Origin of the sequence: Polaromonas eurypsychrophila (assembly GCF_014641715.1) — a bacterium.
Taxonomy (GTDB): domain Bacteria; phylum Pseudomonadota; class Gammaproteobacteria; order Burkholderiales; family Burkholderiaceae_C; genus Polaromonas; species Polaromonas eurypsychrophila.
In genome coordinates this window covers 295,500-317,528 of the sequence record NZ_BMIG01000002.1, presented here as the reverse complement: position 1 = coordinate 317,528, position 22,029 = coordinate 295,500, and the positions used below count along the sequence as shown (strand labels likewise).

Genomic DNA, 22,029 nt, shown 5'->3' with positions numbered 1-22,029 from the left:
CAAAAGGACTTTTACCCATGGCAAAAATCATCGTCGTTACCTCCGGCAAGGGCGGCGTGGGCAAAACCACCACCAGCGCCAGTTTTGCAACCGGCCTGGCAATGCGCGGGCACAAAACCGCCGTCATTGACTTCGACGTGGGCCTGCGCAACCTCGACCTGATCATGGGCTGCGAGCGCCGTGTGGTGTACGACCTGATCAACGTGATCCAGGGCGAAGCCAACCTGCACCAGGCGCTGATCAAGGACAAACAGTGCGACAAGCTCTACGTGCTGGCCGCTTCTCAGACGCGCGACAAGGAAGCGCTGAGCAAGGAAGGCGTGGAAAAAGTGCTCAAAGACCTGGCCGACATGGACTTCGAATACATCGTCTGCGATTCGCCGGCCGGCATTGAAACTGGCGCGCTGATGGCCATGCATTTCGCCGACGAGGCGCTGGTCGTCACCAACCCCGAAGTCTCTTCGGTGCGCGATTCCGACCGCATCCTCGGCATGTTGTCGAGCAAGACCAAACGCGGCATGGAAGGCGGCGAGCCGATCAAGGAACACCTGCTCATCACGCGTTACAACCCCAGCCGCGTCGACCAGGGCCAGATGCTGTCGCTCGAAGACATCAAGGACATTCTGCGCATCAAGCTGATCGGCGTGATCCCGGAGTCCGAGTCGGTGTTGCAGGCCTCGAATCAGGGCGTGCCGGCGGTGCACATGGAAGGCAGCGATGTGTCAGAGGCCTACAAGGACGTGATTGCCCGCTTTCTGGGCGAAGACAGACCGCTGCGTTTTATCGACGCGCCCAAGGTCGGCTTCTTCAAACGTGTATTTGGAGGCAAATAAGCACCATGGCTTCTTTTCTGTCCTTCTTTCTCGGTGAAAAGAAAAAAACCGCCAGCGTCGCCAAAGAGCGGCTGCAGATCATCCTCGCGCACGAGCGCTCAGGTCGCCAGGGCCACGAGCCCGACTACCTGCCGGCTTTGCAGCGCGACCTGATCGCGGTGATTTCCAAATACATCAACATCAACCCAAACGACATCAAGGTCAACCTCGAACGCCAGGACAACCTGGACGTGCTCGAGGTGAAGATCGAGTTGCCGGAGGCGGCGGACAAGAAGTAGCCCGTTGCGGCGAGCGGGTGTCGCTTGCATCACGCTGCGTTCCCGGCTCGCCCGGGACAGTAGGCACAACTCCCCACTCCCACCCCTAACCCCTCCCTCGCCCCGCTGGGCGATGGAGGGAGACTTCATCTGGCCGCGTGCGCTGCGCTCGCGTGCAAACATGACGGTCTGTTGGGATTCCCGCAGAAGGAGCGCTGCGCGCTTCTTCTGCTCCGGATTTTGAATTCGTTCCCCCACCTGTCGGACTGGGCCGAGGAGCGCAGCCGAAAATGGATCAGGGCGAGCGATTGTTTGAGCGTGCGAGTGCTAGCTCGACCCCATTTTCGGCGAGCACCGCAGGTTGCCCCTGAGCGATAGCGAAGGGGACCCAGACCATCGGGTCGCCTTTCTTTTGCTTACTTTTCTTTGGCGAAACAAAGAAAAGTAAGTTGCCGCCGGGCAACCCCCGGCTTGTTGGCAAGCCACTAACGGCAGAAGCAAAGAAAGCTTCGACAGGCTCAGCCCGAACGGTGGTGGTGATCGAGCATGGATCCCGAATCCAGTCCGGGATGGCGAATCAGAAAGGGTAATGCCGTGGCGTGGTCTGGATCGTGATCCAGCGCAGTTCGGTGAACTCGTCTACCCCCGCTTTGCCGCCAAAGCGCCCCATCCCGCTGCCCTTGACCCCGCCAAACGGCATTTGCGCCTCGTCGTGAACCGTCGGGCCGTTGACGTGGCAAATGCCGGAGTCGATACGTTGGGCCACACCGAAGGCGCGCGCGATGTCGCCGCCGAAGACGGCCGCCGCCAGGCCGTATTCGTTGTCGTTGGCGCAGGCCACGGCTTCCTCGACGCCGCTGACGCGCACCACGCATTTGACCGGGCCAAAAGTCTCCTCGTGGTAAATGCGCATGGTCGGTGTCACGTGGTCCAGCACGGTGGCTGGCATCAGGGTGTTCTCGGCCTTGCCGCCGCACATCAACTTGGCGCCTTTGGCCAGCGCGTCATCGATCAGCGCGTTGCAGTGCTCCACCGTACCCATGCCGATCACCGAGCCCAGCACCACGGGGTCGGGCTTGCGAGGGTCGCCCAGCGGCAGGGCCTTGGCCTTGGCAGCGAAGCGTTTGACAAACTCGTCGGCGATCTTCTGGTCCACGATGATGCGCTCGGTGGACATGCAGATCTGCCCGCTGTTGGCGAAACAGCCGAAGGCCGCGCCGTTGACAGCGTCGTCGATGTTGGCGTCGTCCAGGATCACCAGCGGCGCCTTGCCGCCGAGCTCCAGCACCACAGGCTTCAGGTATTTGGCGCAGGTCATGGCGATGATGCGACCCACTTTGGTCGAGCCGGTGAAGTTGATGCGCCGCACCGCCGGGTGCGCCACGATGGCCTCGACCACGGCGCCGGCATCCAGCGGCGCGTTGGTGATGTAGTTGACGACGCCCGGCGGAAATCCGGCGTCCTCAAACGCCTCAACGATCAGCTGGTGCGTGTGCGGGCAGTTCTCCGAGCCCTTGAAGATCACGGTGTTGCCGCAAGCCAGTGGCGTCGCGATCGCGCGCACACCGAGGATGATAGGTGCGTTCCACGGCGCAATGCCCAGCACCACGCCGGCCGGCTGGCGCAGGCCCATGGCCAGGCTGCCCGGCACATCGGACGGAATCACTTCGCCGCTGATCTGCGTGGTCAGCGCCGCGGCTTCGCGGATCATGCCGGCGGCCAGCATTACGTTGAAGCCAGCCCACATGCCCGAGGCCCCGGTTTCGGCGGCCACTGCCTTGATGAACTGCGGGGTCTTGGCCTCCAGCGCATCGGCGGCTTTCAGCAGCAGCGCGCGTCGCGCACCGGGGCCAGTCTGGCTCCAGCTTTTGAAGGCTTCGGCCGCAGCGTCGGCGGCCATCAGCGCATCGGCGACGGAGGCCGCCGGTGCGCGTGTGGCGATACTGCCATCGAGCGGGTTGCGGCGCTCAAACGTCGCGCCTTTTTCGGCCGTGACCTTCAGGCCGTTGATCAACATGGACATGTCAGACATGGGGTTCTCCAAAAATAGTCAGGTTAAATTTTCAAGCCGCTTTGGCGGTCGGCACCGCAGCACCCGCGCCCAGGTAGGCTTCACGGATTACCGACGAACGCGTCAGCAGCGCCGCTGGCCCGCTGGCCACAAGCGTGCCGCGCTCCAGCACGTAGCCTCGGTCGGCCACGGCCAGTGCTTTCTTCACGTTCTGCTCAACCATCAGCACCGTGGTGCCGGCGTCGGCGATACGGCGCGTGATCGCCAGCAGTTCATCGACCATGCGCGGCGCCAGGCCCAGCGAGGGTTCGTCGAGCATCAGCAGGCGCGGCGCACTCATCATGGCGCGCGCCACGGCCACCATTTGCTGCTCGCCGCCGCTCATGGTGCCGGCCAGTTGCTGCGCGCGTTCACGCAGCTTGGGGAAATCATTGAAAGCCTGTTCGAGCCGCCGGGCGCGTTCGGCTTTGGCGACCAACCAGCCGCCGAGCTCGAGGTTCTCGGTGACCGTCATCTGCGGAAACAATTGCCGGCCCTCGGGCACCAGGGCCATGCCGCCCTTGACGATGTCGCTGGTTTTTTTGGGCAAGGCCTCGCCATTGAGCTGTACCTCGCCGCTGCGGGGGATCAGGCCGGACAGCGCCTTGAGCAAGGTGGTCTTGCCGGCGCCATTGGGGCCGAGAATCACCGTCAGGCCGGGCTTGACTTCAAGCGTCAGGTCGCGCAAAACCAGGAAGGCGCCGTAGCCGGCGCTCAGGCCCTGAACTTTCAAATGGGCATGCGCAGTTCCGCCAAGCACAAAGGGAGATGAGTGCCACATCATGCGGCGGCCTCCTCATATGCCGTGATCAAGGCATCCCTGAGGTGTCGGCCGCACGCCCCCCTACGCTGGTCGATCCCGCTGTGCGGGGCCCTCGCCCTTCGCTTCATGGTGCGGCCCCCTCTGCTTCCACCATCTCATCGCCCAGATAAGCCTCAATCACTTCGGCATCACGCACCACCTCGGCCGGCGTGCCGTCCGCAATCTTGCGGCCCTGATGCAGCACGATCACACGTTCGACATGGCGCAGCAGGGTTGTGACCGCATGTTCGATCCACACCACCGTCAGGCCCAGCTCGTCGCGCATACGACGTATAAGCAGCGCCATGTTCTCGATTTCTGATTCGGTCAGGCCGGCCGCCACCTCGTCGAGCAGCAGCAGGCGCGGCCGCGTGGCCAGCGCCATGCCGATCTCCAGCAGGCGCTGCTGGGACGGCGTGATGGCGCCGGCCGGCAGGTCTGACTGCGCGGCCAGGCCGATCAGTCCCAGGATGCTGGCCTCGTCACGCAGCTGCCAGGCGCCCTCGCGCCGCCGCCCCGCGAACTTCAGGCCGAAGCCGATGTTGGCGGTGACCGGCATGTCGGGAAACACACGTGGCGTCTGGAAGGTGCGCGCAATCCCTGCGGCGGCATACCGGTGCGGGCCCTTGCCGCTCAGGTTGTTGCCGTCGGCCAGCAACTGGCCAGAGGTCGGTGCGATCACGCCCGAGATCGCGTTGAAAAACGTGGTCTTGCCGGCACCGTTGGGACCGATGATGCCGACCAGCTCGCCGGCATGAAAATCGGCGCTCACGGCGTCGACGGCGGTCAATCCGCCAAAACGCACCGTGATGTCACGCGCCTGCAAAAGCAGCTCAGTCATTGTTGCGCTCCTTGGCTTTCAGGCCGCGCAGCCAGCCACGGCCGTCTCGCCACCAGCCGCTGAAGGTGGCCCAGCGCAGCGAAGCCAGCCCGCCCGGCAGGTAAAGCACACTCAGGATCAGCAGCAGACCCAGCGACATCATGTAGACCTGCGGCGCCTGCAGGCGCAGGGTCTCGGCCAGCACGCTGAAGACGATGGCCGCGATCAGCGGTCCCCACAGCGTGACCGCGCCACCGATCAGCGCAATCAGAACGGTCTGGAAGCCGATGAAGGGATTGAACACCGTGTGCGGGTCGATGTAGGTCCAGCGCACCGACATCGCCGCACCGACCGCGCCGGCAAAAGCCGCTGTCATCGCAAAACCGGCCACCTTGATCAGCCGCGTATTCACGCCCAAGGTCTGCGCGCGCTGCTCATCCGCACCTATGCCCATCAGCGCCAGGCCGAAGCGGCTGCGCCGCACGATGATGGAGACCAGCACCGACAGCACGGCCAACGCCAGCACCGTCAGATAGATCGTGTCGCGATCCGGCACCACCGTCAGCACCCGTCCCACCGTGCCCGTGACTTTCTTTTCAAAGTAGGTCACGGCATGGCGGATCAGCTCGGTCATGCCGAAGGTCAGCACCGCGAAGTAGGTGCCGCGCAAATGCAGAACCGCCGCACCCATGACAACGGCGACCACAGTGGCGATGCCGGCGCCCAGCGCGATGGCACCGAGCCAGGGCAGGCTGTCCAGCGCCACGGCGCTGGTATAGGCGCCGATGCCGAAGAAGGCCGAAGTCGCCAGCGACAGGTAACGCGTGCTGCCGCAAAACAGCCCCCAGCTTGAAGACAGGGCCACATACATCAGACAGGTCAGCGCCATCGACACCACGAACTCGCTGCCGTAATGCGGCAGCGCCATGGCCCAGCCGGCAAAAGCCAGCAACAGCAGCAGGTCGCGCACAAGAATCTGTTTGTCTTTCATTCTTTTCTTACTTCGCAAACAGGCCGCGCGGGCGCAACAGCAACACCGCAATAAACACGCTGTACGACAGCAGCGCCTTCAACGAAGGATTGGTGAAATGCATGCCCAGCGCTTCCACCACGCCAAGCAGCAGACCGCCGGCCAGCGCGCCGCTCATGCTGCCGAAGCCACCCAGGGTTATCACGATCAGAGCGGTGACGGTGTAAGGCTCACCCATGGACGGCGTGATGGTGTAGGCCATGGACAAGAGGCAACCGGCCACGCCCGACAAGCCCAGGCCGATGCCGAACATCAGCGGGTGCAGGCGCTGGGTGTCGATACCAACCAGTTGCGCACCGGTCGGCGACTGCATCAGCGCGCGCACACCCTTGCCGAGCAAGGTGAAACGCAGCAAGGCGATCAGCGCGCCGGAAAACAGCAGCGCCAGGCCGAACACCAGCAGCTTGTTGCCGGCAAATTGCGCCTCACCAATCTTCACCGGCTCGGCCAGGTAGTCATAACCGCGCAAGTCGCCGCCCCACATGAAGGAAGCAAAGTTCTGCACCAGGAACATCAGGCCAAAAGCCACCATCAGGCCACGCGCTTCGAAGATGTCGAGATTCGGTGAAGTCACGGTCAGGCGCCGGAAACACAGCTTGTGGATCACCAGACCCAGCGCCATCAGCAGCAGAAAGGACACCGGCACCATCAGCAGCGGCGAGATGCCCAGCGTGGTGTGCGCCATCCAGGTCAGGTAGGCGCCCAGCATCAGGAACTCGCCATGCGCGATATTGAGGATGCGCATCAGCCCGTACTGCAGATTCAGGCCGAGCGCGACCAACGCATAGATGCCGCCGGTGATCAGCCCGGAGGCGATCAATTCAAACCAGGAAAAAAGTGACATGGTGGGGAAGGCTTGTCATGCCGGTCGTGACCGGCATCCGAAGGCGCCCTGACCACCGCAGTGAACAGGGCATGGATTGCGGGTCAGGCCCGCAATGACAGTTTTCGGAAGATTATTTCCAGGCCGGCTTGACCGGGTTGAGCTTGGCGGTGGCCATTTTCAGCGGCCACACCACCTCGAACTCACCGTTTTGCCACTGGCTCACGCTGCCCGCCGTGGCGGTGTTTTCGCTGCCAGTGAACTTGACGTCGCCGATGATGGTCTTGTGTGTGGTACCGGCCACATAGTCGCGGATCGCCTTGCGGTCCAGCCCGGCCTGCTTGACGGCGGCCGTCAGGATTTCCAGCCCGGCCCAGCAGGCGCCACTGGCCCAGCGATCGGGTTCCTTGCCGGCGAACTTCTTGGTGTGTGCATCGAAGTAGGCCTTGGCAGCGGGGCTGGTCTTGCTGTTCCATGAGCCCATGCCGAGCACGCCTTCGGCACCGGCCGGCGTCATCACGTTGCGGTAAAGCTGAAAGGCGGTGCCGACCGAGGCGTAGTAATACTTGGGATTGAAGCCGATTTCCTTGGACTGCTTGCTCGCCAGAATGGTGTCGGGCGGGTAGCTCAGGCCGATGAAGGCATCGGGATTCTTGTCCTTGATGGAGCGCAGCACCGGCGACAGGTCCTTGATGTCACCGGGATAGCTTTTTTCTTCCAGCACCTGGATGGCGGTGCCGCGCAGCGCCGTGCGCAGTGCGGAGAAGTTTTCCAGTCCGAACAAATCGTCCACATAAATGACAGCGACGCTTTTCACGCCGTTGGCCACCAGCATGTCGACCAGCGCGCCGACCATGCGGTCGGGCTGCTGCAGCAGCAGGAAGAAGTTGGGCAGCTTGAGCTCGACCAACTTTCGCGACAGCGCGGTGGGCGCCAGCACCGGGTAACCCATGCGGTTGGCCAGCGGCGCAATCGCGAAGTTGGCATTGCTGCCCCAGGGCGGCAGGATCAGGTCAACCTTGTCGCTGCCCATCAGTTTTTCGTACGAACGCACGCAGGTCTCGATGTCGCTGCGGTCGTCGGAGCTGATCAGCTCAATCGGGCGTTTTGTGCCCTTGACATCCATACCGCCTGCCGCGTTTTGTTGCTCGGCCCACAGCAGATAGTTGGGCTCCTGGCTGACCTGCGCGCCGCCGGTCCACGGGCCGGTGCGCGCGATGGCGTAACCGACACGCACGGGCGCGGCCTGTGCAAACAGTTGCGGTGCAAAAGCGGCCGCGCCGACGGCAGCGGCGGCGCCCTGGATCAATGTGCGTCTGGATGGCTGGACCATGGATGTCTCCTCGTTGTACGCGCCCGGCGGGCAGCGGAAGACGGATGATAAGCAGGGATCCCGCGCCGCACTTTGCTGAGCGCGCACAAAGCAGTTGTCGGCCAGCGCACAGCGACTGGGGTTAACCCTTGACCCCACGGTGCGCCAGAACAAGCCTCAACACCCATAATCTTTAATGAGGGCCCAAGGCCTGTTCAGCGCCCTTCCACCGGAGACATGCATGACAGCGGCCACCCTGGTATCCACCGACAATGTCGCCCCGCGTGAACGCGCGCCGGTCTGGCGCGAGTGGGTCTGGAAACACTTCGGCGGTCTGGAGGCTGACCTCTACGGCGACACCGAATTCGATGGCCACATGGCGTCGGCCCATGCTGGCGATGTGATCCTGACCAGGCTCGAGGCGAACCGCCACCGCGTCGTGCGCACTGCAGGCATGGTGCGTGCCAGCGATGCCGGCTACCTAAAGATCGTCGCACCCATGCACGGCCGCGCTGGCGTCGAACAAATGGGCCGCCAGGCCTGGGTCAGCCCCGGTGGCTGGACCATTTACGACACTACCGGCTGTTACGCGGTCGAGAACCCAGAACGGGTCGAGCACCTGATCGTGATGCTGCCCAAGGCGTTGATCGTCGAGCGCGGCCTGCAGCTCGAGTCCTTGATGGCGCGCCACGTCGGCGGCGCGAGCGGCATCTCGCGCGTCGCGCTGACAACCATGCGCAGCACCTACCAGGAGCTGCCCAACATGAGCGCCGCCGCCGCTCAGGGCGCGGGCGAGTTGATTGCACAACTGGTACGGTTGTCGCTGATCGAGTTAGCCGGACAAAGCACTGCGCTGACTCAGCGCGAAGCGCTGAAAGACCGCATCCGCGCCTACGTCGCGACCAACCTGCGGGATCCGGCGCTGTCCATCGAGCAGATCGCACTGGCGCTCAATTGCAGCAAGCGCCATCTGCACAACGCCTTTGCGGGGGAAGACGACACCCTGGCCAGCTATATCCTGCGGCTGCGGCTGCAAGCCTGCATTCGCGAGATCCAGCAAACCGGGCCTCAGTCGCGCGCCATCACCGGCATCGCGCTGTCCTGGGGTTTCAACAACCTTTCGCACTTCAGCCGCGTGTTCCGCGAGCACACCGGGCAAAGCCCCAGCGCCTTCCGGCAGGCCGCAGCGGGGCCGCTTCAGCATTGATTTGGGCTGCAGCCCCTGTCCCACTGGCGTCAACAGCTAGCAATTTGATAGCGCACAATATCCTGCCCTATCCTACGAAGACACCCACATGCACATCCCTTCCCTCAAAGAAGTCGTCAGCGCTGAAGAGTGGCATTTGCGCTGCGAGCTCGCCGCCTGTTACCGGCTCGCCGCGCTGTACGGCTGGAGCGACCTGGTGTTCACCCACATCAGCGCCAAGCTGCCCGAGTCGGTCAGCGGCGCCGGCGCGCATCACTTCCTGATCAATCCCTATGGCCTGATGTTCGACGAGATCACCGCCTCCAGCCTGGTCAAGGTCGACGAGAAGTGCAACAAGGTGATTGACTCACCCTTCCCGGTGAACCCGGCTGGCTTTGTGATCCACAGCGCGGTGCACGAGGCGCGCGCGGACGCCGGCTGCGTGATGCATACGCACACCCGCGCCGGCGTCGCCGTCAGTGCGCAGAAATGCGGCGTGTTGGCTATCAGCCAGCAATCAACTTTTGTGCTGGGCTCGCTGGCTTATCACGACTATGAAGGCGTGGCCTTCCGTGACGACGAGAAACCGCGCCTGCAAGCCGACCTCGGCACAGCCAACTTTTTGATGCTGCGCAACCACGGCCTGCTGGTGGTCGGCAAGACCGTGGCCGATGCCTTCCTCAGCATGTATACGTTTGAAAACACCTGTCGCATCCAGCTCGATGCGCAGGCCGGCGGGGAATTGATTGCAGTGAATCCGCTTATAGTCAAGGGGGTGGCCGAGGCCATGCGGGTGCAGACCGGCGGCCTGGGCGGCGCCTTTGTCTGGCCCTCGCTGATCCGCAAGCTGGACCGGCTGGATCTCGGTTACAGCGCGTGAACAGCAACCTGCTGGTCACCCAACTGCTCGTGGTGGTGCTGGCGGTACTGGACAACTTCCAGCTCGCGCTGCCGGCGGCGATTTATTCAGTCAGCATGTACATCACCGCAACCTTGTTCGGCTTGCTGGTGCTGCGCCGTACCGGCCCGGTAATCAGGCCGTAAGCACGGCTGGCTGCGAGGAAAAGGCCTCACCGGGACGGATGTCGCCCTGGTCGATAGTGAGTTCCTTGCGCAGCATGGTGACGCCGCCAAAAATCGTGGCGAAGGCCACGTCCTTGGCATCACGGCCCGTGCCTATACGCACCAAACGGTCAATGGGCGCCATACGCGTGGCGTCAAACATCACCCAGCGCCCGTCCAGCCAGGCCTCGAAGACGGCGTGGAAATCCTGCGGCGGTTCATCGAAATACACATAACCCACCACCAGTCGCGCCGGAATGTTCAATGCGCGGCACAAGGTGATGCCCAAGTGCGCAAAATCGCGGCAGACGCCAGCGCGTTGCACAAACACTTCCTGCGCCGTCGTGGTTGAGTTGCTGAAACCCGGCAGGTAGTGGATGGAGTCATGAATCCAGCTTTCGATGGCACGTACACGAGACAAGCCCAGCGGCAGGTGGCCGAACAGCTGTTGCGCCGCGCGGCTCATGATGTCGGACTCGCAATACCGGCTCGGCATCAGGAAACGCATCGCGTCGTCAGGCACCGCCGTCACCGGCACCTCGTCCAGGTACAGCGGCACCGGCGCATGGTGCAACTCGACCCGTGCGTGGTAGTTGACAGACAGCAGGCCACGCGGCGCGTCCAGCCGGAAAAACCGGTTGCCATTGCGTTCGTCGCAGAAATGCCGAACCTTGACGCTGGGCGTCACGCTCAGACGTTCTTCGAGTACCTTGTGGCTGTCGTGGAAAGCCGCCTCGATGTTGAAGAGGAAATGGGTCGGGCTTGCCACATCGTAGTCAAGCAGGCAGTCAATGGTCGCGGTGTGCATCGGTGTCTTTGTTGGAATCAGAATTTTTTGCGGATGAGCCGCCCGAGGAAAACCAGCTCTTGCAGGTCACCCAGATCACATGGGCGCCGCGCTCCAGCGTGTCCACGGCAAGGTCACGGCGGTTGCGCGCTTTCAGGCGAGCGACCAGCAGCAGTTGCGCCACACTGGCGCGCTGCGCGCTGGCCCGGGACATGGCTGTGCCCGATTCGGCTTCTGGCTCGCGTTTGTCAGTTGGAAGCGTCACACCCTGCGGCCAGTCAAGCGTGATCTGCATTTACTTGAGGGCCTTTTTCACAGCGCCCACGCCCAGCGCAGCCAACACCACGAAAATCACCGCCAGGATCAGGAACAGGCCGAACAGGATCTCCGCAATACCCGCCGAACCTGCCGCAATACCGCCAAAGCCCATGGCTCCGGCAATCAGCGAAATAATTGCAAAGATAATGGCGTACTTCAACATCATGACTCTCCTGGTGGGGCGCATGGCGCCCGTACAAACAATAATGTGATGGTAGGCGGCGCTCCACGGGGTCCAAATCAGCGCCCCGCGCGTGGCCCTGTAGGACAAGGCCAGATGGCCGGCCTTTACTCCTGTTTTGATAGCTGTACACGCATGATTGACATGGGCTGGAGGCTGCTTAGGCTTGTAAAACCGGTCGGGTCAAGACCAGCCCCCTGCGCCGCCAGCAAAAAATGCCGGCCCGCGCTAGCATTGACAGACCCCTGCGAACACCGTTAACGCCATCACCCTCACTCTCCAAGGAAACCCATGAAGCTCTATTACTCTCCCGGCGCCTGCTCTCTGTCTCCGCACATCACGCTGCATGAGTCAGGCCTGACTTTCCAGCATGTGGCCGCGCCGACCAAAACCCACCAGCTCGACGACGGCACCGACTACTACACCATCAACCCGCTCGGTTACGTGCCGCTGCTGGAGCTTGACGACGGAACCCGCATCGCTGAAGGCCCGGCCATTGTTCAATACATCGCCGACCAGGTGCCCGACAAAAAGCTCGCGCCACCCAACGGCACAGTGGCCCGCGCGCAGCTACAGTCCTGGCTCAACTTCATTGGCACTGAATTGCACAAGGGTTTCAGCCCGCTGTTCAATCCGGCCACGCCGGCCGACTACAAACCCCTGGTGATCGACAAGCTGATGTCGCGCCTGACATGGGTGGACGGCCAGCTCGCCGGCAAGCCCTACCTGATGGGCGAGAGCTTTAGCGTCGCTGACCCCTATCTGTTCACCGTGACCAACTGGGCGCCGCGCGTGGGGGTGAACATCACCGGTTTTGCCAACATCAGCGCTTTTCGCGAACGCATGACGGCCCGGCCCGCAGTCCAAGCAGCCATGCGGCACGAAGGATTGCTGAAGTGATCGGCAGGGGACAGGTTCAGCGCTATCTGCGGCGCTGATCCGGCCCAGGAGCCTGGGCGACAGAAGGCGTCGAAGCGAAAAATGGACCGGCGCGGCCGCTTTGCAGCCGACATTCCTTCTGCCGCCCAGGCTCCTAGAAGCCGCGTTGCTTCAGGGTCTCGCGCAGGCTCTGTGCCTTGTCGGCATCGAACGTGCCCTCAGCCCTTGCGAGAACCTCGCCCTGGCGGTTGACGACCACGGCGTAAACCTGGTCGGTTCCGCTCAAACCGGCGGAGCGGACAAAGTGGTCGCGGTCAGTAAACACCGGCATCATCCGCGCGCGTTCAGCATCGGCCGGGAACTTGCGCAGCAGCCGGGTTTCAATGTCGCTGCGGCCAGCCGCGTTGCCCGGATCGTTGAGCACTGGCATGCGCAACCAGGTGATCGATGGGTCGTCTTTGAGGTTCAGGCCCTGAATCCAACCTTCAATATGCGCTTGCTGGGTGCTTTTAAAGGCAATCAAGGCCAGCGTGCGCTCAGCCGGCAAACCCTCAGGCACGCTGACCGCCTGGCGATCCAGCGTGCGTGCCATGAAAGCCGGCAGCCTGCCCATGACACTGGCTTCATTGGGCGCGGCCCACGCCAGCGCCAAGGCAGTGGCAACCGCCAGCAACCAGGCCAAGGTCGAGTTCAGGGTGGTTTTCATGATCATCCTCCGCGCACATCCAACCAGGACAACCAGGCAGGCAGACGCTGGAGTGGCTTGAAGCAAGATACATGCAAAGCAAAAACAAGCACCTCACTGAGTTGGAACAAATCGTGTATTACTGTTCGGTAGTGTTACGACTTTAAAGTTGGAAATTAATCAATGGCATTGTTTTCAGACGCCTGCGGCTAAAATTCCCAGATGGTTATCCGCACCCTCACCCCCCCTGCCTTGCCTGTTGCCCCGGCCGAGCCGCCGTTGAAAGTCTCCTTCAAAGCGCACATGCTGGCTGTGCGGGAGGACGCCATCGTGCAGGCCGTCAACCGCCTGCTGGCGGAAAAGGGCTTTGATCTGATGACGGTAGACCAAGTGGCCGCTGAAGTGGGCATCGCCAAGGCCAGCCTCTACAAACATTTTCCAAGCAAGGAAGACCTGGCTGCCGCCGCCATGGTGCGTGTCGTGGGACGCGCACAGGCGTTTTTGGCAGGTTTACCGGCCAACGCCCGGCCGCTGGACCAACTCAAGGCCATGGTGCGATGGATGATGCAGCTGCAACTGGCGGGTGAAATGCCTTCACTGCCGCACCACAACTCCAGCCTGCGCACCACGCTGGTCAACAACAAGGCCTATGTAGACGGCTTGATGCAGGTCAGCGAGCAGCTCGGTGGCTGGATAGAACAAGCCCAGCAAGACGGCTCGCTGAACTCCTCACTTCCGGCGCTGCTGGTGCTCTACACCTTGTACGCACGGGCCTGCGACCCGGTGCTGGAGTTCCTCAAGGCCAGCGGGTTACACAGTGATCAGGAACTCGTCGAGCTGGTGGTCCGCACCTGTTTTGAAGGCCTGAACGCTCGGCCGACTTGAGCAGCAACAGCCGTCGCACCTGTCAAAACGCTACAAATAATATAGCGTGCAGCCCAGGATTTACATGGGCTAGAGGCCAATTTCGATAAGAAGATCGGGCTTGAAGCCGTCTTGCTCACCCTTGCGGGCATAACCCAGCGGATTGGCCACCACGCGGCAGCCGTTTTTCACATAGTCACTGGGGCAATGCAGGTGGCCATGCAACCAGAGTTGCGCGCCCTTGAGCACATCGTCGAGCGCATTGCAAAACCCGGCGGTGCCGGGCGCCAGGCCATAACGCGGATCGCCGCTCAGCAGACTCGGCGCGAAGTGGGTGACCACCACGGTCGGGCCACCAAACGGGACTGCCAGCGCCTGCCGCAACCAGGCCTGGCTTAGCAGACCCCGTTCGCGCACGACGTCGGCTAGCATCGGCAGGCCCTGTTGAAAGGCGTGGTTTTTTCGAAGGTAAAAATTGGCCGCGCGAAAGGCTTTTTCACGGGCCTTGAGTTGCTCGCCCAGGCTGACCTCGCTAGCGCCGTCCGCTGCGGCGCTCAGCGCGTCGAAATCACTCCACAGAGTGCTGCCGATAAACCGCAGGCCTTGCAAGACCACCGTTTGTTGCTCCAGCCAGACCATGCCGAGACGTTCACAGGTTTCACGCAGCCGTGTGTGGGTGGCGTCAAAGTCCAGGCCGTCATATTCGTGGTTGCCCGGAATAAACAGCACTGGCGTGGGCCAGGCGGCGCCCCCCTGGGCAAGCGGCAGCGGCGAAAAACGCGCCAACCCGAAATCGCTGTCCTTGAGCAGGGAGCCGCTCTGGTAAGACCCGATGTCGCCAGCCAGCACCAACGCATCGGCACCTGGCGTCGGTTGCGCCACAAAATGCGGATTGGATTCCAGGTGCAGGTCGGAAAGAAGCTGAATCTTCACCCACTGATTGTGCGGGATAGCGCGGGCGACTCCTGACGAGCTCAGCCAGCGACAGCTGATGTCGGCAGCGGGCCAAACTATGCGTGTTGTGCATGCAAATCGGCAGTTTGGTGGCTTGCAAACCAAGGGAAAACCCTTAATTCTGAATCATTGCAACTTTTCACCTGTCGGGTGACTTTGGACTTTGATATGAACCGCTTGACTGCTTTCCTTCTTCGTTTTCTGCCGGCACGCCGCAGGCCCGTCCCCGGCGTAGCGCGCCAGTTGATGGAGCGTGCGAGTGACCGCGCTGGCCGCAACCCGCGCCAAGCGCGTGAATTGCGCCGCGCCGCCTTCGCCTACCTCAGCGTTGTTCGCTGACCTTGTCGGTCTCTAAAAGCTGACGGCGTCAGCGGTGACGGGTCAGGCCAAGGCGCACACTATGTTTACCGGCTAACGCCTTGCCGGTGCTTGCGCGGCCGGCCGGCCAGCGCCTTGTCGAACAGCGCGTTCGGTAACAGGCGCAGCAGCTTGGCCACCACGCCCATTTGCCACGGAATCACGCGGTAACTGACGCCCGCCTCGATGGCATGGAATGCCTTGTCGGCAAAAGCGTCGGGTTGCATCAGAAAAGGCATCGCATAGCGATTTTTCTGAGTTAGTGGCGTGTCGATGTAGCCCGGGCACAGCGTCACCACCTTCACACCGGCAGTCCGCAACTCCCCGCGCAGGCTTTCGCAATAGGCGATGACGGCCGCCTTGCTGGCGCAATAAGCCCCATGCCCCGGCAAGCCGCGAATGCCTGCGACGCTGCCTATACCCACCAGTGCGCCCGAGCCGCGTTGCACCATGGCATCCACGAAGGGGTGAAAGGTCGCAGCCAGGCCGATGTTGTTGGTGGCAAACGTCTGCGCCATCACCTCCAGGTCTTCGCGCGCGGCTGTGTCCATGCCGATACTGATGCCGGCGTTGGCAATCACCACATCGGGCAGGCCCTGCGATGTGATGCAGGCCCGGCCCGCAGTCACAATGCTCTCCGGATGGGACACATCCGCGCTGTATAGTTCATAACTTTCTGCGCTGATCCCTTGCGCCAACGCCCACGATTGAACCTCCGTCGTTCGACGCGCCACCAGGGCCAGGCGATAGCCCGCCCGGGAAAACCGCAGCGCCAGCGCCTGGCCAATGCCGCTGGACGCGCCGGTAATGAAAACGAGTCTGGACATGGACAAGGGCTTCGCGCCGTGGTTGGATAAAGGCAAACGGTTCAAGGCACTCTGCCAATCGCTTTGCGGGGCACCAGCACACCTTTGACGCGTCCTTTCAGGTCAGCCACCCGGTCCAGGTTGTCATAGGCAAAGGTGTCGCCCTCAAATTCGTCGGCGCCGCGCTTGATGACCACCGGCAAATGCGATTTAACGCGTTCGTCGTTGACAAACACATGCAGAAACTCACCGCGAAACTCAAGCCGGGCAACCTCCCTGCCGTCGGGACCCACCGACGCCTCCCGCACCACGCGTGCATTGCCCGTCAGCTGGACTTCGGAGCCGTCGCCATTGGTCAGCGCGCGGTCACCGGTCGAGGTTGTCAGCCGGCCTTCGATGCTATAGCTGCGAATCAGCGCCTTGTCGATCTCCAGCGTGTCCGTATCGGGGTAGTGGCGCACCTCAGTGCCCGCAACATCGCTCTTGAGTTGGCCGGCGTCATCAAAGGTCTTGATGCCGAACTTGCGCATGTAGTAGTCCGGCTCGCTGCTGATGACCTTCTGGCCTTCAGACGGCAGCGATCCCGGGGTGTTTCTGACCAGCCAGTAGGTGCCCAGGGCCAGCAGGCCCATCAGCAACACCGGGATGTAGATGGCCGTGCGCTCCCACCCGCGCGACAAACGATCAAGCGCATGACGCCAGCCGTGTGCGGCGGCCCAGGCAGGCCGGCGGCGGCTGGCGGCCATCAGCGCGTGTACTCCTGCAGCAGCGCAGCATAACGGCCACTGGCCACCATCAACAGGTCGCAGAACTCGCGAACAGCTCCGTCGCCGCCGCGTGCTTGCGTGACGTGGTGAGCTGCAGCCCTGACTTCCACATGCGCGTTGGGGGGCGCGCCGCTCAAGGCAACACGCCGCATCACCGGCAGGTCTGGCCAGTCGTCGCCCATGAAGGCGGCCTGGGACCAGTCCAGGCCCAGTTCCTTGAGGGTGAGCTCGGCCGCGGGGCGCTTGTCTTCGGTGCCGAAATGGGTATGGCTCACGCCCAACGCATGCAGGCGTGAACGCAGCACCGCACTGTCGCGCCCGGTGATCACGGCCGGCGTGATGCCGGCCCTTTGCAACAGCTTCAAGCCGTGGCCGTCAAGGGTATTGAAGCGCTTGAGTGTTTCGCCGCCGGTGGTGAAACTATCCTGCAGGGTGGCCCGCGTATCGCCTGGCGGGTACTCACCGAAATACAGGCCACCGTCGGTCAACACGCCGTCCACATCGAAAAAAGCCACTTTGACGTTTTGCGCGCGCAGCAACAACTCGGGCGCAAAAGTCAGAGCGGGAACATGAGGACTTGTGAGGGCCATCAGATCACTTTCGCACGCAACAGGTCGTTGCTGTTGAGCGCGCCACACAACACGCCCTGATCGTCCACCACCAGCACGCTGGTGATGCGGTATTGCTCCATCAGGATCACCGCGTCCACGGCCAGTGCGTCGCTGCGCAAGGTCCGGGGCCCCGGATGCATGACCTCTTCAGCGGTGCTGGCCCGCAGGTCCACGCCCTTTTCAATCAGGCGGCGCAAATCGCCGTCGGTGAATATCCCGAGCACCCGCCGTTCGTCGTCAACCACGGCGGCGGCACCCAGGCCTTTGTTGCTCATTTCACGCATCAATTCGGTGAAGCCGGTGCGCCTGCCCACTGCCGGCACGGCGTCACCGGAGCGCATCACATCGCTGACGTGGGTCAGCAGCTTGCGGCCCAAGGCGCCGCCGGGGTGGGAGCGGGCAAAGTCTTCTTCCTTGAACCCGCGCGCGTCAAGCAGGGCCACCGCCAGCGCGTCGCCCAGCGCCAACTGGGCGGTGGTGCTGGCCGTGGGCGCCAGATTCAGCGGACAGGCTTCTTTCTCGACGCTGCTGTCGAGCACGATATCGGCATGGCGGGCCAGCGTGGACTGCAGGGCGCCAGACATGGCCAGCAGCGGCACGCCCTGGCGTTTGACCGCCGGCAAAATGGACGTGAGTTCCTGCACCTCGCCGCTGTTGGAGATCGCAAACAACACGTCAGCGGCGGTGATCATTCCAAGGTCGCCATGGCTGGCCTCGGCGGGATGCACAAACATGGACGGTGTGCCGGTGGACGCCAGGGTCGCGGCAATCTTGCGCCCGATGTGACCGCTTTTACCCATGCCCATCACCACCACCCGGCCCTTGCAGTTGAGAGCCAGCTGCACCGCCCGTGCAAACTCGGGACCGACCCGGTTTTTCAGGCCCAGCACGGCCGCAGCCTCTATTTCAAAGGTGGCGTGGGCCAGCGCCAGCGCCTGCGCAGGGTCGAATTTCACGGGATCAAAGCTCATGACCGCATTCTATAGAGCCCCCTTTAAACAGCGTCTGTAAAGGGGTGCCACGCCTGCGCTGAACACCGGCCATCAGCTACCATCGGCGCATGAGCGCGCTCGAACTGACCCTGCTTTATTTGCTGGCTGCCGTGCTCGGCGTGGTTGCCTGCCGCTCGTTCAAATTGCCGCCCATGCTCGGCTATCTGGCTGTTGGCGTGGTGATCGGTCCGAACGCGCTGGCCTTGTCAGAGGACGCGGACGGTGTGCGACATCTCGGCGAGTTCGGTGTGGTGTTCCTGATGTTTGTGATCGGGCTGGAATTCAACCTGCCCAAGCTGCGCTCCATGCGCCGCCATGTGTTTGGCCTGGGGATGCTGCAGGTGATGGTGACCATTTTGCTGGTTACCTTCGGCTCCCTGTTCCTCGCTGCACTGGCGCCCACGCTGTGGAGCATGTCGTGGCAGACGGCGCTGGCACTGTCAGGCGCGATTGCCATGAGCAGCACCGCGGTGGTGGTCAAGCTGCTGTCCGAGCGGCTGGAGATGGAGTCCGAACACGGCAAACGCGTGATGGGTGTGCTGCTGTTCCAGGATCTGGCCGTGGTGCCGTTGCTGGTGCTGATTCCCGCATTGGGCTCCCCGCCGGACGAGTTGCTGATGGCGCTGGCCATCGCCGGCCTGAAAGCCACCGTGCTGGTCGGCCTGCTGCTGACCGGCGGCCAGCGCGTCATGCGCTGGTGGCTCACGCTGGTGGCCAGGCGCAAAAGCGAAGAGCTGTTTGTGCTGAACCTGCTGCTGGTCACGCTGGCACTGGCCTGGCTGACCGAGCTGGCTGGCCTGAGCCTGGCGCTGGGCGCCTTCATCGCCGGCATGCTGATCTCGGAGACCGAGTTCAAACACCAGGTGGAAACTGACATCCGGCCTTTCCATGATGTGCTGCTGGGCCTGTTTTTCATCAGCATCGGCATGATGCTCGACTGGCGGCTGGTACTGGAGCGCTGGCCGCTGGTGCTGCTGCTGCTGACAGCGCCGGTGTTGTTCAAACTGCTGCTGGTCACCGCGCTGGCTCGCGGCCTGGGCGCCACCACCGGGGTGTCGCTGCGCACCGGCCTGTACCTGGCGCAGGCCGGCGAGTTTGGTTTTGTGCTGCTGTCACTGGCCCAAAACAACAGCCTGATCCCGCCCGAGCTGCTCAACCCCATCCTGGCGAGCATGGTGTTGTCGATGCTGGCCACGCCCTTCATCATCATGTACAGCAATCGCATCGTGATGCGCCTGGTCAGCGGCGAATGGCTGCAGCAGTCGCTGCAGATGACCTCGATCGCGCGCAAGTCCATCAATGTCGACAAACACGTGATCATCTGCGGCTATGGCCGCTGCGGCCAGAACCTGGGCCGCATGCTCGACGGCGAGGGCATTCCTTACATGGCGCTGGACCTGGACCCGGACCGGGTGCACCAGGCTGCGGCGGCCGGCGACTCGGTGGTGTTTGGCGACGCGGTTCGATTACAGGCCCTGATGGCGGCAGGCCTGGCACGCGCCAGCGCCGTGGTGGTGACTTATCTGGACACGGCCAGCGCCATGAAGGTGCTGGCCAACATCCGGGCGCATTCGCCCACGGTCCCGGTGATCGTGCGCACGGTGGACGACCGTGATCTGGAAAAACTGCGGGCCGCCGGCGCTGCCGAGGTGGTGCCTGAGGCCATTGAAGGCAGCCTGATGCTGGCCAGCCACGCACTGGCGTTGGTGGGCGTGCCGATGCGGCGCGTGATCCGCGTGGTGCAGGAGCAGCGCGATGCGCGTTACAACCTGCTGCGTGGCTACTTTCACGGCGCCGACGACAACACCGTCAACGAGCTCGACCAGGAGCGGCTGTTCGCCCTCACCTTGCCATTGGGCACGCGCGCCGCCGGGCAGCGGCTCGGCGCGATGGCCCTCCATGCCGTGGGCGTGCGGGTCGTCAGCATCCGGCGCAGCAATGGCAAGCCCCTGAGCCATGATGACGAAACCCTGCTGGAAGGCGGCGACGCTTTGGTGCTTTCCGGCAAACCCGAAGCGCTGGCGGTTGCGGAAGAAAAGCTGCTCAGCGGTCGGGCCCCGAGCGGCACCTCCGGCCCTGCAGCAGGTGCCGCGCCGGGCAAGTCAAAATGACGATTTTTTACCAAGCCACCATGAATCCCCATCCCCCCGATTCCCTCAGCCACCTGACGGTCAACCAGTACCTGAAGAACCACATCCGCACCGTGGCGGACTGGCCCGCGCGGGGGGTCCAATTCCGCGACATCACGCCGCTGCTGCAAGATCCCAAGGTGTTTCGCGTTCTGATCGATGCCTTTGTGCACCGCTACATGGACAAAAACCTACGCCCGGACGTGGTGGCCGGTCTCGATGCGCGCGGCTTCATCCTCGGTGCCGTGGTGGCTTATGAACTCAATGTAGGGTTTGTGCCGATCCGGAAAAAGGGCAAGTTGCCCTTCACCACCGTGCAGGAAACCTATGAACTGGAATACGGAAGCGCCACCGTCGAGTTGCACACCGATGCGGTCAAGGCGGGGGACAAAGTGTTGCTGATCGACGACCTGATCGCCACCGGCGGCACCATGATGGCCGGCAAAAAGTTGTTGGAAAAACTCGGCGCCAGTGTGATGGAGGGTGCCGCCATCGTGGACTTACCTGAACTGGGCGGCTCAGCCAAACTGAAAGCGTCCGGTTTACCCTTGTTTACCCTGCTGGATTTTGCCGGGCATTGATCCCGAACGCGCTACCAAATCAGTAGCGGTTGGCGCATATTCTTCATGGGCCAGAGGCCTTTTTTATTTCTAATTGAGGTCGCCGTACTGGGTCGCACTGAGTGCGGGCACCAAGGCCGGCGAGTCCGGCATCTCGGTGTCTTCGAAGCCGGTGAGCAGTGTATAGGAACGCGGTGCGCTGCGGCTTGGCGCGCCACCCTCAGCCACCGACACACCCTGGGCTGATGCAGCGGCGAGCGCCTGTTTGAAAGCCGCGACTTCATCGGCCTGAATCGGCTCATAACGATGCACCACCGGCGACGGCTTCAACGCGGCCATTGCCAGCTCCGGCAAGGCCGCAGCCGCCAGCGCTGCCCCGGCATGGCGCAGAGGGGTCGGCCGTTGGCTGGCTTGTGGCGCACCAGCCGGCCGGGCTACCGACACCAGCTCGTTCAGGCGCCAGTACACCGCCGTGACCCTGATGTTGTAGCGCGACTTGGCGCTTTGGGCAATCATGACTTCTATCTCGGCCAGGCGTTCGACATGTCCGCCAAACTCCTGCGACAGATCCATCATGACCATGAACTGCTCGCCGCGCGGGTCAAGCGACAAGACCTTGAATTTGTAGCTGGCGGACAAAACACCGGCACGAATCATGGCCTCGCGCACCGCCGTGTAAAGCAGCTCCCGCTTGGCATGGCGATGTGACTTATGCGCGCTGCTGGGCCGCACTCTGCTGTCTGCTGCCATTTTCAATGGCAGTGCGGCGGACCGGTTGTCGACGCCACTGGCCCGGCCAGAACTCTCACCGCTCGGCTGCGCTTTGCCTGACACGGCAGCGCCATGGACGGGCTTGCCAGAAAACCAGTTGAATAAAGACATGGGCTGCTGCCTGAAAAATGACTGCCGCATCAACGGCCATCGGTTGGGTTGCAAAGAGGTCGTGCGCTTGTCGAGGAGTTTA

General features: G+C 62.8%; 26 protein-coding genes. 10 read left to right on the top strand and 16 right to left on the bottom strand.

Annotation, left to right across the window (positions count from 1 at the left end):
• The first annotated feature begins 17 nt into the window (after window positions 1-17).
• Window positions 18-833, top strand: a complete 816-nt coding sequence (minD, locus tag IEX16_RS03945; protein ID WP_188706809.1) for a septum site-determining protein MinD — start codon at window positions 18-20, stop codon at window positions 831-833.
• Between the two features lie 5 nt (window positions 834-838).
• The gene (gene minE / locus IEX16_RS03940; RefSeq protein WP_188706807.1) at window positions 839-1,111 is read left to right on the top strand and encodes a cell division topological specificity factor MinE; all 273 of its coding nucleotides are present in this window, start codon (window positions 839-841) and stop codon (window positions 1,109-1,111) included.
• A 556-nt stretch (window positions 1,112-1,667) separates the two neighbouring features.
• Here minE and IEX16_RS03935 read toward each other — a convergent pair.
• The 6 genes from IEX16_RS03935 to IEX16_RS03910 all read right to left on the bottom strand — a co-directional run bounded on the left by IEX16_RS03935 (window position 1,668) and on the right by IEX16_RS03910 (window position 7,948).
• Window positions 1,668-3,122, bottom strand: a complete 1,455-nt coding sequence (locus IEX16_RS03935; RefSeq protein ID WP_188706805.1) for an aldehyde dehydrogenase — start codon at window positions 3,120-3,122, stop codon at window positions 1,668-1,670.
• Between the two features lie 31 nt (window positions 3,123-3,153).
• Window positions 3,154-3,924 (bottom strand): ABC transporter ATP-binding protein, encoded by a 771-nt coding sequence (locus tag IEX16_RS03930; protein ID WP_188706803.1) that lies wholly within the window; start codon window positions 3,922-3,924, stop codon window positions 3,154-3,156.
• 103 nt (window positions 3,925-4,027) lie between these two features.
• Complete coding sequence (locus tag IEX16_RS03925) at window positions 4,028-4,783, bottom strand: ABC transporter ATP-binding protein (protein ID WP_188706801.1); 756 nt, start codon at window positions 4,781-4,783, stop codon at window positions 4,028-4,030.
• Window positions 4,776-5,753 (bottom strand): branched-chain amino acid ABC transporter permease, encoded by a 978-nt coding sequence (locus IEX16_RS03920; protein ID WP_188706799.1) that lies wholly within the window; start codon window positions 5,751-5,753, stop codon window positions 4,776-4,778. The genes IEX16_RS03925 and IEX16_RS03920 overlap by 8 nt, the downstream gene beginning before the upstream one ends.
• A gap of 7 nt (window positions 5,754-5,760) precedes the next feature.
• On the bottom strand, window positions 5,761-6,636 hold the full coding sequence (locus IEX16_RS03915) for a branched-chain amino acid ABC transporter permease (protein WP_188706797.1): 876 nt from the start codon (window positions 6,634-6,636) through the stop codon (window positions 5,761-5,763).
• A 112-nt stretch (window positions 6,637-6,748) separates the two neighbouring features.
• Window positions 6,749-7,948 (bottom strand): amino acid ABC transporter substrate-binding protein, encoded by a 1,200-nt coding sequence (locus tag IEX16_RS03910; RefSeq protein ID WP_188706795.1) that lies wholly within the window; start codon window positions 7,946-7,948, stop codon window positions 6,749-6,751.
• Between the two features lie 220 nt (window positions 7,949-8,168).
• On the opposite strand from IEX16_RS03910, the gene IEX16_RS03905 reads away from it, so the two are divergent.
• From IEX16_RS03905 to IEX16_RS03895, 3 genes are all read left to right on the top strand, one after another.
• Window positions 8,169-9,134, top strand: a complete 966-nt coding sequence (locus IEX16_RS03905; RefSeq protein WP_188706793.1) for an AraC-like ligand-binding domain-containing protein — start codon at window positions 8,169-8,171, stop codon at window positions 9,132-9,134.
• An 88-nt stretch (window positions 9,135-9,222) separates the two neighbouring features.
• Window positions 9,223-9,993, top strand: a complete 771-nt coding sequence (locus tag IEX16_RS03900) for a class II aldolase/adducin family protein (protein ID WP_188706791.1) — start codon at window positions 9,223-9,225, stop codon at window positions 9,991-9,993.
• Complete coding sequence (locus tag IEX16_RS03895) at window positions 9,990-10,157, top strand: hypothetical protein (protein WP_229676155.1); 168 nt, start codon at window positions 9,990-9,992, stop codon at window positions 10,155-10,157. Before IEX16_RS03900 ends, IEX16_RS03895 begins: the two co-directional genes overlap by 4 nt.
• Here IEX16_RS03895 and IEX16_RS03890 read toward each other — a convergent pair.
• Genes IEX16_RS03890 through IEX16_RS03880 form a run of 3 tightly spaced genes read right to left on the bottom strand, consistent with a single transcriptional unit; the run spans window position 10,147 to window position 11,443 of the window.
• Window positions 10,147-10,983 (bottom strand): transglutaminase-like domain-containing protein, encoded by an 837-nt coding sequence (locus IEX16_RS03890; protein WP_188706790.1) that lies wholly within the window; start codon window positions 10,981-10,983, stop codon window positions 10,147-10,149. The genes IEX16_RS03895 and IEX16_RS03890 overlap by 11 nt on opposite strands.
• Window positions 10,964-11,257 carry a hypothetical protein gene (locus tag IEX16_RS03885; RefSeq protein WP_188706788.1) on the bottom strand — a complete coding sequence of 98 codons (294 nt, stop codon included), beginning with the start codon at window positions 11,255-11,257 and terminating at the stop codon, window positions 10,964-10,966. Before IEX16_RS03885 ends, IEX16_RS03890 begins: the two co-directional genes overlap by 20 nt.
• Window positions 11,258-11,443: a DUF1328 domain-containing protein gene (locus tag IEX16_RS03880; RefSeq protein ID WP_188706786.1), complete on the bottom strand. Its 186-nt coding sequence runs from the start codon at window positions 11,441-11,443 to the stop codon at window positions 11,258-11,260. It lies immediately after the preceding gene.
• A 309-nt stretch (window positions 11,444-11,752) separates the two neighbouring features.
• Between IEX16_RS03880 and gstA the strand changes: the two genes are divergently transcribed.
• Entirely contained in the window at window positions 11,753-12,361 is a 609-nt protein-coding gene (gstA, locus tag IEX16_RS03875) for a glutathione transferase GstA (RefSeq protein ID WP_188706784.1), read from the top strand.
• 133 nt (window positions 12,362-12,494) lie between these two features.
• On the opposite strand, the gene IEX16_RS03870 is transcribed toward gstA, so the two are convergent.
• Window positions 12,495-13,046, bottom strand: a complete 552-nt coding sequence (locus IEX16_RS03870) for a hypothetical protein (protein ID WP_188706782.1) — start codon at window positions 13,044-13,046, stop codon at window positions 12,495-12,497.
• Window positions 13,047-13,247: 201 nt separating this feature from the next.
• Between IEX16_RS03870 and IEX16_RS03865 the strand changes: the two genes are divergently transcribed.
• Window positions 13,248-13,910: a TetR/AcrR family transcriptional regulator gene (locus IEX16_RS03865; RefSeq protein WP_229676154.1), complete on the top strand. Its 663-nt coding sequence runs from the start codon at window positions 13,248-13,250 to the stop codon at window positions 13,908-13,910.
• 69 nt (window positions 13,911-13,979) lie between these two features.
• Here IEX16_RS03865 and IEX16_RS03860 read toward each other — a convergent pair whose 3' ends face one another.
• Entirely contained in the window at window positions 13,980-14,822 is an 843-nt protein-coding gene (locus IEX16_RS03860) for a metallophosphoesterase (RefSeq protein WP_188706780.1), read from the bottom strand.
• A 189-nt stretch (window positions 14,823-15,011) separates the two neighbouring features.
• Here IEX16_RS03860 and IEX16_RS03855 point away from each other — a divergent pair, with 189 nt between their 5' ends.
• Window positions 15,012-15,182 (top strand): hypothetical protein, encoded by a 171-nt coding sequence (locus IEX16_RS03855; protein WP_188706779.1) that lies wholly within the window; start codon window positions 15,012-15,014, stop codon window positions 15,180-15,182.
• Between the two features lie 65 nt (window positions 15,183-15,247).
• On the opposite strand, the gene IEX16_RS03850 is transcribed toward IEX16_RS03855, so the two are convergent.
• The 4 genes from IEX16_RS03850 to IEX16_RS03835 are packed head-to-tail and all read right to left on the bottom strand — an operon-like array spanning window position 15,248 to window position 18,355.
• A complete protein-coding gene (locus tag IEX16_RS03850; RefSeq protein WP_188706777.1) occupies window positions 15,248-16,027 on the bottom strand; it encodes an SDR family oxidoreductase in 780 nt (259 codons plus the stop codon).
• 41 nt (window positions 16,028-16,068) lie between these two features.
• Entirely contained in the window at window positions 16,069-16,752 is a 684-nt protein-coding gene (lptC, locus tag IEX16_RS03845) for an LPS export ABC transporter periplasmic protein LptC (protein WP_188706775.1), read from the bottom strand.
• Window positions 16,752-17,363 carry a KdsC family phosphatase gene (locus IEX16_RS03840; RefSeq protein WP_188706773.1) on the bottom strand — a complete coding sequence of 204 codons (612 nt, stop codon included), beginning with the start codon at window positions 17,361-17,363 and terminating at the stop codon, window positions 16,752-16,754. The genes lptC and IEX16_RS03840 overlap by 1 nt, the downstream gene beginning before the upstream one ends.
• Window positions 17,363-18,355, bottom strand: a complete 993-nt coding sequence (locus IEX16_RS03835) for a KpsF/GutQ family sugar-phosphate isomerase (RefSeq protein ID WP_188706772.1) — start codon at window positions 18,353-18,355, stop codon at window positions 17,363-17,365. The genes IEX16_RS03840 and IEX16_RS03835 overlap by 1 nt, the downstream gene beginning before the upstream one ends.
• 89 nt (window positions 18,356-18,444) lie before the next feature.
• Here IEX16_RS03835 and IEX16_RS03830 point away from each other — a divergent pair, with 89 nt between their 5' ends.
• Together IEX16_RS03830 and IEX16_RS03825 are read left to right on the top strand one after the other, a co-directional pair.
• Window positions 18,445-20,487 (top strand): monovalent cation:proton antiporter family protein, encoded by a 2,043-nt coding sequence (locus IEX16_RS03830; protein WP_188706770.1) that lies wholly within the window; start codon window positions 18,445-18,447, stop codon window positions 20,485-20,487.
• 20 nt (window positions 20,488-20,507) lie between these two features.
• Window positions 20,508-21,086, top strand: a complete 579-nt coding sequence (locus IEX16_RS03825) for an adenine phosphoribosyltransferase (RefSeq protein WP_188706768.1) — start codon at window positions 20,508-20,510, stop codon at window positions 21,084-21,086.
• Between the two features lie 69 nt (window positions 21,087-21,155).
• On the opposite strand, the gene IEX16_RS03820 is transcribed toward IEX16_RS03825, so the two are convergent.
• Window positions 21,156-21,947 carry a hypothetical protein gene (locus IEX16_RS03820; RefSeq protein ID WP_188706766.1) on the bottom strand — a complete coding sequence of 264 codons (792 nt, stop codon included), beginning with the start codon at window positions 21,945-21,947 and terminating at the stop codon, window positions 21,156-21,158.
• Window positions 21,948-22,029 lie beyond the last annotated feature (82 nt).